This window comes from Rectinema subterraneum (assembly GCA_009768935.1).
In the GTDB taxonomy this organism is placed as follows: Bacteria; Spirochaetota; Spirochaetia; order Treponematales; family Rectinemataceae; genus Rectinema; species Rectinema subterraneum.
The window spans coordinates 1-8802 of sequence record WESA01000064.1; the positions used below are offsets into that span (position 1 = coordinate 1).

9 protein-coding genes and 1 riboswitch are annotated in these 8802 nt (G+C 50.4%); of the genes, 3 read left to right on the forward strand and 6 right to left on the reverse strand.

Going from position 1 to position 8802, the window contains the following annotated elements:
• From GAP13_RS11815 to GAP13_RS11825, 3 genes are all read left to right on the forward strand, one after another.
• A partial coding sequence (locus GAP13_RS11815; RefSeq protein WP_186338845.1) for a UvrB/UvrC motif-containing protein occupies positions 1-293 on the forward strand: 293 nt, incomplete at its 5' end.
• A 36-nt stretch (positions 294-329) separates the two neighbouring features.
• On the forward strand, positions 330-1319 hold the full coding sequence (locus GAP13_RS11820; RefSeq protein ID WP_158908514.1) for a dipeptidase: 990 nt from the start codon (positions 330-332) through the stop codon (positions 1317-1319).
• Positions 1320-1326: 7 nt separating this feature from the next.
• Positions 1327-1866 (forward strand): shikimate kinase, encoded by a 540-nt coding sequence (locus tag GAP13_RS11825; RefSeq protein ID WP_158908515.1) that lies wholly within the window; start codon positions 1327-1329, stop codon positions 1864-1866.
• A 4-nt stretch (positions 1867-1870) separates the two neighbouring features.
• Here GAP13_RS11825 and GAP13_RS11830 read toward each other — a convergent pair whose 3' ends face one another.
• From GAP13_RS11830 to tig, 6 genes are all read right to left on the reverse strand, one after another.
• Positions 1871-2995 carry an ABC transporter ATP-binding protein gene (locus GAP13_RS11830; RefSeq protein WP_158908516.1) on the reverse strand — a complete coding sequence of 375 codons (1125 nt, stop codon included), beginning with the start codon at positions 2993-2995 and terminating at the stop codon, positions 1871-1873.
• Positions 2985-4655 (reverse strand): ABC transporter permease, encoded by a 1671-nt coding sequence (locus GAP13_RS11835; RefSeq protein ID WP_158908517.1) that lies wholly within the window; start codon positions 4653-4655, stop codon positions 2985-2987. Before GAP13_RS11835 ends, GAP13_RS11830 begins: the two co-directional genes overlap by 11 nt.
• An 11-nt stretch (positions 4656-4666) precedes the next feature.
• A complete protein-coding gene (locus GAP13_RS11840) occupies positions 4667-5701 on the reverse strand; it encodes a thiamine ABC transporter substrate-binding protein (RefSeq protein ID WP_158908518.1) in 1035 nt (344 codons plus the stop codon).
• A riboswitch (TPP riboswitch) is annotated at positions 5688-5797 on the reverse strand. It overlaps the preceding gene by 14 nt.
• A gap of 2 nt (positions 5798-5799) precedes the next feature.
• Positions 5800-7053 carry an ATP-dependent Clp protease ATP-binding subunit ClpX gene (gene clpX, locus GAP13_RS11845; RefSeq protein WP_158908519.1) on the reverse strand — a complete coding sequence of 418 codons (1254 nt, stop codon included), beginning with the start codon at positions 7051-7053 and terminating at the stop codon, positions 5800-5802.
• Entirely contained in the window at positions 7040-7651 is a 612-nt protein-coding gene (gene clpP / locus GAP13_RS11850) for an ATP-dependent Clp endopeptidase proteolytic subunit ClpP (protein WP_158908520.1), read from the reverse strand. The genes clpX and clpP overlap by 14 nt, the downstream gene beginning before the upstream one ends.
• A 66-nt stretch (positions 7652-7717) precedes the next feature.
• A partial coding sequence (gene tig, locus GAP13_RS11855; protein ID WP_158908521.1) for a trigger factor occupies positions 7718-8802 on the reverse strand: 1085 nt, incomplete at its 5' end.

The window sequence follows — 8802 nt, forward strand, 5'->3', positions numbered from 1 at the left end:
GCCGCAGAGCAATGCAGACCCAATATAACAAGGAGCATGGCATTACGCCACAGACCATTCACAAGAAAGTGCAGGATATACTCGAGCGCCACCGCGAAGAAAAAATCGAAGCCTCGCAGGATGAATTGGCGCTTCTCAAACGGACGCACAATATTTTCGTGCCCGAGCAACGCAAAGCGATGATCAGGGAAATGGAAAAACTCATGTTCGAGCATGCGAAAAATCTTGAATTCGAGCAGGCCGCGCTTATCCGCGACGAGATTGCAAAACTGAAAGGAAACCGGGACGTATAGCTTCCTGGTTATCATACTGCAAAAAAGGAACCAGCCATGACAGAACAGAGTGAAGATTTTTTTGTCATTGATGCACATTGCGACACGCTGATGGCGCTGAACGGCCGCAGCATGAATAAAAAGGAAACAGACCCGCGCGATTTCTTTGCCGACAATCCGGACGCGCATATCGACCTGCCCAAGCTGTTGCGCGGCAATGTACGCTGCCAGGTTATGGCGATTTTCCTCGAAGACAATCAGCTGGCGAATGCGCCGGAAGAAACAATGCACATGATCGATATATTCGATGAAGTCTGCAAAAAATCGAACGGCGCTGTCTGCCTTGCCACGAACGCAGCAGAAGTGCGCCGCGCAATTAATGAAAAAAAGCTGAGCGCGCTGCTTTCGATTGAAGGAGCAGAAGCGCTTGGCAGTTCACTCGATATGCTTGACACATATTATGGGCGAGGAGTACGGGCAATAGGGATTACCTGGAACAGGCGCAATGCATTTGGCAGAGGTTTACGCGGCGAAGGGGAGGGGGGTCTGACCCCATTAGGCAAGCAGCTCGTGGAAAAAATGCAGGTGCTCCATATGCTCATCGATGTCGCGCATCTCAGCGAAGAAGGATTCTGGGAAGTGGCTGATATTGCAAAGGGACCCTTTATTGCTTCGCACGCAAACGCACGCGCAGTGCTGGATCACCCCAGAAATCTGACCGATGCGCAGATTCGAGCGATTGCAGATCATGGCGGCGCAATCGGCTGCGTATTTGTCCCATCTTTCATTGCAAAAGATCCGAACGACAGCAATCTCGAAGCATTTCTGCTGCATGTCGACCAGGTCGTCAAAGCTGGCGGCATAGAGAGTTGTGCCATTGGCTCCGATTTCGATGGCTTTGTGCCAATAGACGCTTCGGTCATCAGGAATACTTCGGAATTTCCGCTTCTCTATGAAGGTTTGAGAAAACGAGGATACAGCCACGGCGATGCAGCAAAGATTCTCGGCGAAAACTGGCTGCGCGTGTTCGACGAAGTACTGAGTTGAAACATCCATGAAAATTGCATTGATTGGCATGATGGGCTCTGGCAAGACGAAAATAGGCCAGCTTTTGGCTGCCCACTACGGCATTGATTTCCTGGATCTCGATCACATCATCGAACAGAGGGTGGGGCTGTCAATCTCTGAAATCTTCGCCCAAAAAGGGGAAACAGAATTCCGAAAAATCGAAGAGAGCACGCTTGCCGAAGTTGTTGGGCTGGGGAAGCCCCTGGTTCTTGCGTGTGGCGGTGGCGTCGTGCTTATGCCCTCCAATCGGGAATTACTGGAAAGCGAATGTATCACTGTCTGGCTTGATGTGCCGCTTCGGGAATTGGCTCGAAGGCTTGCAGGAGAAAAAGACTCAAGGCCGCTTCTTGCCAGCAGCAATTGGCAAGAAACCCTCAAAGAAATCTATGATGCGCGCCATATGCTATACAAAGAAACAGCCTCTATCCGTTACGTATGGAAAGAAAATTGTTCGATTGATACAAGCATTCAGCGCATTGCGCAGCTGATTGATAGCAAAAAGGCTGAATTTCAGCGGACAAGCTGATTTTTCATGCTTTCGGCAAGCGCGGTTCCTCGGGCAGCAGCCTGCATTTCGCAGGATCGACTTCTAGTTCTATTTCAGAACCTTCTTTGGGAACAAGGATGCCTCCCCCCATTGCTAGTGTCATTTCAAAGAATTGCTCATTTTCGCCGGACAAGGACAGAAGGAGCTTCATTGTGCTGGAAAGGATTCCAATGCACCGCACAATGGTTGCGTGCAAAATGCCCCCCGGCGCCCTCGCGAGTACTTTTTTCGAGTCGAGTGCGCTAAGCGAAGAAAATGGCACATACACGCAATATGAAGCACCCGATTCGATCTGCGCGCTCTGGGCTGTGTCATGCGCTGAACACAGAATATCTCCTGCTTTGCAATGAGCCATAACAAGATTGGCTCCCTTTTTTCTCGAAACAGCATCCACATGCAGGGTAAGGCCGAAATTCATGAATCGTGCAAGCCAGCCAGAACCGGGCGAATTTTCTAGATCCGATATTGTGCCTCGGGCGATCATATTCCCGTTGCGCATGACAATAATTTCGTCTGCGAGGTCGATTGCTTCTTCGACATCATGAGTGACATGAATCGCGGTAAGGTATCCTTGCGTGAGCTGAACGCGCATAAAGCGGCGCATTTCTCTTCTCAGCGGCGCGTCAAGCGCCGAAAGAGGCTCATCGAGCAAGATAAGTGAAGGATCGGATGCAAGCGCACGCGCAAGTGCGACTCGCTGCCTTTCTCCTCCTGAAAGTTCGGACGGGTATCGTTCAAGCAAATGATCTATTCTGAAACGCATGGCCAAGTAATCGATTCTTTCTTTTATATGTGCTTTATTTTCTCTGCGTATTTGAAGGCTGTACGCGATATTGTCGCGAACCTTCATCTGCTCGAACAGCGCCAAATCCTGGAATACGAAACCGATATGCCGTTTTTCGGTTGGCAAAGCATCGATCCGCTTGCCTTTGAGTAGTATTTCGCCTTGTTTTATTGGCTCGAGCCCGGCAATTGCCCGGAGCAGCGTCGTCTTGCCGCAGCCCGAAGGGCCGAGCAAAACTAGTACCTTATTGTCCTGAAGGGCAAAGTCTGCTTTCAGAACAAAGCCGTCCCGGACAACCTCAAGATTGCGAACCTCAAGCGACATCGATGGCTTTCTCCTTGAGAAAAAAGACGATGCCGGTCATAAGCCCCAGCACCAGCCCTGCGGCACATGCTTCGTTGAAGCGGTAAGCTGCAGTCAGTCGGAACAAAAGCAAAGGAAGGGTTTCGATCTCGCTCATTCCAAGCATAAGAGGCACATTGACATCGCCTGCAGTGATGGAAAATGCAAAGGCTGCAGCAGCGGCCACCGAGGGAGCAATAACGCGCAAATCGATAGTCAGAAAAGCGCGCAAGGGGCTGGCTCCAAGCGTCCTGCCAGCTTCCCGCATGCGTGGGTCGAGTGATTGCAAAGATGCAGATACCGCGCGGCTCACAAATGGCCACGCAATAACCGCTTGGGCTGCAATAAGCGCAGCCGATATCGTTCGATCAGGCGAGAGAAAAAGCCACCCATACGCAAATACTGCAGGAGAAACAGCAAGAGGGAGCCATTGAAGCGCTTCCACGATTCGGTTCGTGAAATGCAGTTTGCCGGCTTTTTTTCCGATGAATACCGATATTCCTGCTATGACGCCAGCAATTGTGGCGAGCAGCGCTGCAGAGCCACTCAGCGTCAGCGTCGCCCGGATAGCCTTGAGCAAAGGCGCCTGGAAACCTTTTAAAAGGCGCTCAAAATTGCCAAACCCGAAATGGGAGGCACCTCCGAGCGAAGCTGGAACACGAAATGCTTCGACCACGATGGAAACAAGCGGTCCGATAAAAAATATAAGCAGAAGAATTCCATATATTGCAAGTAATACGCGCTGGGAGCCTTTTGGGGAGGAAAGCTCTCTGCGTCGTCCGAAATCGCGCAATGCATGTTGCTTCTTCTGTGTCATCCCGGTGATGAACCATATGCCCAGCAAGGCAAAACCTGTCTCGATTACAGAAAACAGAAGCGCCAGGCCCGCATTCGCCTGATATCGAAGCGCCTGGTAAATTGATACCTCAAGAGTTGAACCTGTTCGCCCACCGAAAACAAGCACAGTCGTAAAGCTGAAAAAACAATACAAAAAAATCAAGCCTGCAGCTTGCGCGATGCCAGGAAGCAGCCATGGCAGAGTGCCGGTGCGAAATGCCATTATTCTGTTTGCCCCCAATGTCTTGGCTGCTTCTTTCTGCGATTCCGGTATTCGCATCCATAAGGCGCTTATCTGATGAACAGCGATCGGAAAATTATAAAAAGCGTGTACCAGAACCAAACCCCAGAAACTGTAGAGAAGCCCCCGATATTCGTTTTTCTGTCCCATGACCAAAGCCAGAAAAGCAGAGAAATAGCCTTCTTTCCCATAGTACAGGATAAAAGCAAGAATGACCAAAATCGGCGGAAAGCAGAAAGGCACTGCTGCAAGCGCAAGCAATGCGCGCCTTCCGGGGAAGCGGAAGCGTGCTGCAAGCCAAGCTCCAGGCAACCCGATCCCGATTGCGAGCGCGGTGCTTGCAAAGGCCTGTAGCAAAGTAAACTGCAGGCTCCGGACAATCACCGGAACAGAAATGCTGCCAAGCGATGCCAATAGAGAAGCATGTCCGGCGCCGACGATTGCATTTTTCGCAAAAGCGACAAGGGGAGCCAGAGAGAAGGACAGAATCGCAATGAGAGCGATGGACAAAATTATTTCTGTTTTGCCGAGGCGCTGCTCGAAGCTCCCGTTGCCGCTTTGCATGGCCTAGCCTTCTAGTGGCTGCTTATGAGAATATTGGCCGCATCGGAAGGATCGCGGTCGATATCCTGGACTTTTGCGTTCACTGAAGGATATTTGCTCACAACTGAAAACGATGCAGGCAGCTTTGCAGAACGGTTTGCAGGGAACATCCATTGTGTCTCCGGCAAAAATGACTGGCACTCCTGCGAAAGCAGATAATCTACAAATTTCTGCGCTAATAGCTTGTTTTGACTTGTTGAAAGAACGCCGGCAAATTCAATCTGCTGCGGGTGTCCGTCCGAAAATTTGAGGGCTTTGTACCGTTCTGTATTCTCGTACGCCTTGTGGTATGCAGGACTCGTCGAATAGCTGAGCACGAGAGGCGCTTCTCCTTTTGTAAATAAGCCATATCCTGTATCCCAGCTTGGTGTCATGGCAAGAATCGACGGGGACAGGCGCTTCCAGTAATCTCTCCATCCTGCCTTGTATACAGCCTGTGTCCATGCGAGAAAACCAAGCCCTGGAGTCGAGGTGCGAGGATCCATAATGATCACTTTTTTCCGGTAGATAGGCTTGGTTAGATCTTCAAGAGACCGCGGCGGCTCGATATTACTTTCCGAATCCCAGATAAAGGCGAATTGCCCGAAATCGAATGGAACGAGCCTGTTTGAAGGGTCGAGCAGCAGGTCTTTCTGGATATCTGCAAGGTTTACAAGCTTCAGCGGAGCAAAGAGGTCGCTTGTCAAAGCCTTTTCCAGCTGCCGATCGTCGAGGCCTATCACAATATCTGCATTTGGCTTTTTTGCGATATCCAGGAGAGAGGAGAAGAGGGCTCCGCCATCGCCCTTCGATACGAAGCGCACTTTCGCGCCCGACTGCTTCTGGAACCCTTCGGCAATCTGAGCTGCCGGGCCCCATTCCGAAACGAATGAATCATAGGTCCAAACGACAAGTTCCGGCGCACCTGCACCTGCACTTGGTTGTGTTTGTCCCCACAATGACATGCTGGCGAAAAAAATCGCCCCGACACCAAGGAAAATCGCGATGAGTGGTTTTCTACGCATCATCGTTCCCTCCGCCGGTATTACCCGGATCAGGTTCTATGGGTATTTTCTCAGGCTGCCTTCTCCAACGGAGATCGGCAACCACCCCATTGATTTCTGCGCTAAGCGGTTTTCTGACGGTATTCGATAATGCAGCTTCCGTTGCCTTCAACCGCATCTCGCGTCAGGATCACTTTTTTAACATTTGAATCGCTCGGAAGCGAATACATGATATCGATCATTATTTTTTCGACAATAGCTCGCAGGCCGCGTGCGCCCGTTTTTTGGGCAATTGCCTTTTCCGCAATTGCATCTATTGCCTCCTCTTCGAATTCCAGCTCTGCATTGTCGAGTTTCATGGAAGCTTTATATTGCTTGAGAAGGGCGTTTCTCGGCTCGATGATAATGCGCTTCAATTCTTCTTTGGAGAGATCGTCGAGCGCCACCTTTATAGGAAGGCGACCTACAAATTCCGGAATCAAGCCGAATTTGATAAGATCATCAGGCTGAAGCTCCGCAAAGAGCTGGCTCAGGTTTTTCTCGTGCTTTGCTCGCACATCCGCACCGAAGCCCATTGGATGGGAAGACACTCTGGATTCAATAATCTTGTCGAGTCCGACAAATGCGCCCCCGCATATGAAAAGAATATTTGTTGTATCGATGCGCAGATATTCCTGGTTCGGGTGCTTGCGACCGCCCTGAGGAGGCACATTGGCAATGGTTCCCTCGATTATTTTCAGGAGAGCCTGCTGCACGCCTTCGCCTGAAACATCCCGGGTGATCGATGGGTTTTCGCTCTTGCGTGATATTTTGTCGATTTCGTCTATATACACAATACCGCGCTCGGCTGCCTGGATGTTGCCGCCAGCATTCTGGATCAGCTTGAGCAGTATGTTTTCGACATCCTCGCCAACATAGCCTGCCTCGGTGAGCGTGGTCGCATCAGCCATGGCAAAAGGAACTTTCAGCTTTCGCGCAAGTGTCCGAGCAAGAAGCGTTTTGCCGGTGCCGGTAGGGCCTATCAGCAGCACATTCGATTTTTCAATCTCGACATCAGGCGCAGTTGCGGACACCTTATGAAGAAGCCTTTTGTAATGGTTGTACACCGCGACCGAAAGCACGCGCTTTGCATATTCCTGCCCAACGACATACTGGTCGAGGAATTCTTTTATTTCGCGGGGTTTAGGCACTTCTGTCAGGAATTCGGCGGTTACTTTCTGCTCTTCTTCGTCGAGGATCTGGCTGCAGATTCGCACGCAATCATCGCAAATATTCACTCCGGGACCGGCGATCATCTTGCGCACATATGAAGAGCTCTTGCCGCAAAAAGAACAGTATGTCTCTTGCTCGAGATCGAATTGCTTATTTTTTGCCATGCTTCCGCGGCTCCATAATAGTATCGATTATGCCATATTCAAGCGCTTCCTGCGAGCTCATGTAAAAATCGCGTTCCATGTCCTGCGCAACTTTTTCAAGTGCCTGCCCCGAATGCTGTGCAAAATAGTCAATAGTCAGTTTCTTGAGCCGAATTATCTCTCGCGCTTGCAGACTGATATCGCTCGCCTGGCCGGATACGCCTCCCCAAGGCTGATGAATGAGAATTCGCGAAGAGGGCAGAGCGGAGCGCTTGCCTTTGGTTCCGCAAGCGAGCAGTAATGCTGCCATGCTTGATGCCTGGCCGATGCAGATCGTCTGTACCTCCGGTTTTATATATTGAATTGTATCATAGAGAGCGAGCCCTGCCGTGACCATTCCACCCGGGCTGTTGATATAAATCGATATATCGCGCGACGGATCCTGTGACTCAAGAAACAGAAGCTGTGCAATCACGAGGTCTGCGGTCAGATCATTGATCTCCCCGTCTATAAACACGATCCGGTCTTTGAGAAGACGCGAGTAAATATCGTACGATCTCTCTCCAAGCCCCGTCTGCTCGATGACGATGGGGACGAGGCTGCTCATATGTTCAGACATTCCTGCTTCCTTTGCTGTTGCATATTGAGCGATGGTCCGCAGAGGACTGAAATCGCTCAATCAAATTTACTGATTTTCTTTCATGAAGTCCAAGTACGAAACCGCTGTTCCTTCTTTTACCTGGGCAGATGCCAGGATTGCGTCGAAGAGCTTGCGTACCTTGATGTCATCTTTCAGATATTCCAAAGTTCCTCGCTTTTCATATTCAGCTTTTATTTCTGCAGGGCTCATTGTTGTATGCGCTGCCTCTTTCGCGATTTCCGCATCGACATCTTCGTCAGTCGCTGTATATGATCCTGCTTCCACCAGTTTATCGAGCAAAATGCGGCTTGCAAGCGCTTTCTCTGCCAGCGGAGCCCAATCCTGCAAAAGCTGATCCCTGGACTTGCCGGATATCCGCAAGAGCATCTCCAGGCGCTCATCATTGTCAACGCCCATCTGCTGCTTAAGCGATTCCCACCTCATGGCAAGCTCTGCTGCAAGCATCGAGCGAGGAATCGAAACGCTCGTTCTTTTTAGAAGCTCATCGACGATTGCGTTTTCCTTGGTAGAGCGAAGTCTGGCTTCCAGCGCTTCATTCAGCTGGTTGCGGACTGCTGCTTTAAGATCTTCGAGGGTTTTGTACTTCTCCGATACATCCTGGGCAAGCTCATCATCGAGCTCGGGCAAGTCCTGGCGCTTGACTTTGGTTACCTTAACTTTAATGGTAACTGTTTTGCCGGCGTATTCTGAATACTCAAAATCAGCAGGGAAGGTTTTGGTGAAGGTCTTCTCGTCGCCTGCTTTCAAACCGACGATCTCATCGTCGAATTTGTAGATATTGAGCTGTTTGCCAAGTTCGAAAGCAAAGTCTTTCCGGGCCGTTCCGGGAATTTCTGTGCCATCTTCGGCAATCTCTGCAAAATCAGCAGTGACAATATCGCCGGTCTCGGCTGGGCCATCCTTTTCCACAACAATTGCATTGCGCTGGCGGATTTCTTCGAGTTCGCGCGCAATATCCTCATCAGAGACTGAAACGGCAGGAACTTCAATTTCGATACCTTCAAGGGACGGAAGCTCAAAAGCTGGGTATGCGTCATATGTCACGCTGAAAGTAAAGTCCGAATCAAGGTTGAATTGTGGTTCTCCTTCGACAGCAGGCGGCTCATAGG

Bases quoted from the DNA above. Each gene is read 5' to 3' on its own strand.
- GAP13_RS11835 (WP_158908517.1), bottom strand. From the start codon at position 4,655: ATGCAAAGCGGCAACGGGAGCTTCGAGCAGCGCCTCGGCAAAACAGAA.
- GAP13_RS11840 (WP_158908518.1), bottom strand. From the start codon at position 5,701: ATGATGCGTAGAAAACCACTCATCGCGATTTTCCTTGGTGTCGGGGCG.
- clpX (WP_158908519.1), bottom strand. From the start codon at position 7,053: ATGGCAAAAAATAAGCAATTCGATCTCGAGCAAGAGACATACTGTTCT.
- GAP13_RS11825 (WP_158908515.1), top strand. From the start codon at position 1,327: ATGAAAATTGCATTGATTGGCATGATGGGCTCTGGCAAGACGAAAATA.
- GAP13_RS11830 (WP_158908516.1), bottom strand. From the start codon at position 2,995: ATGTCGCTTGAGGTTCGCAATCTTGAGGTTGTCCGGGACGGCTTTGTT.
- clpP (WP_158908520.1), bottom strand. From the start codon at position 7,651: ATGTCTGAACATATGAGCAGCCTCGTCCCCATCGTCATCGAGCAGACG.
- GAP13_RS11820 (WP_158908514.1), top strand. From the start codon at position 330: ATGACAGAACAGAGTGAAGATTTTTTTGTCATTGATGCACATTGCGAC.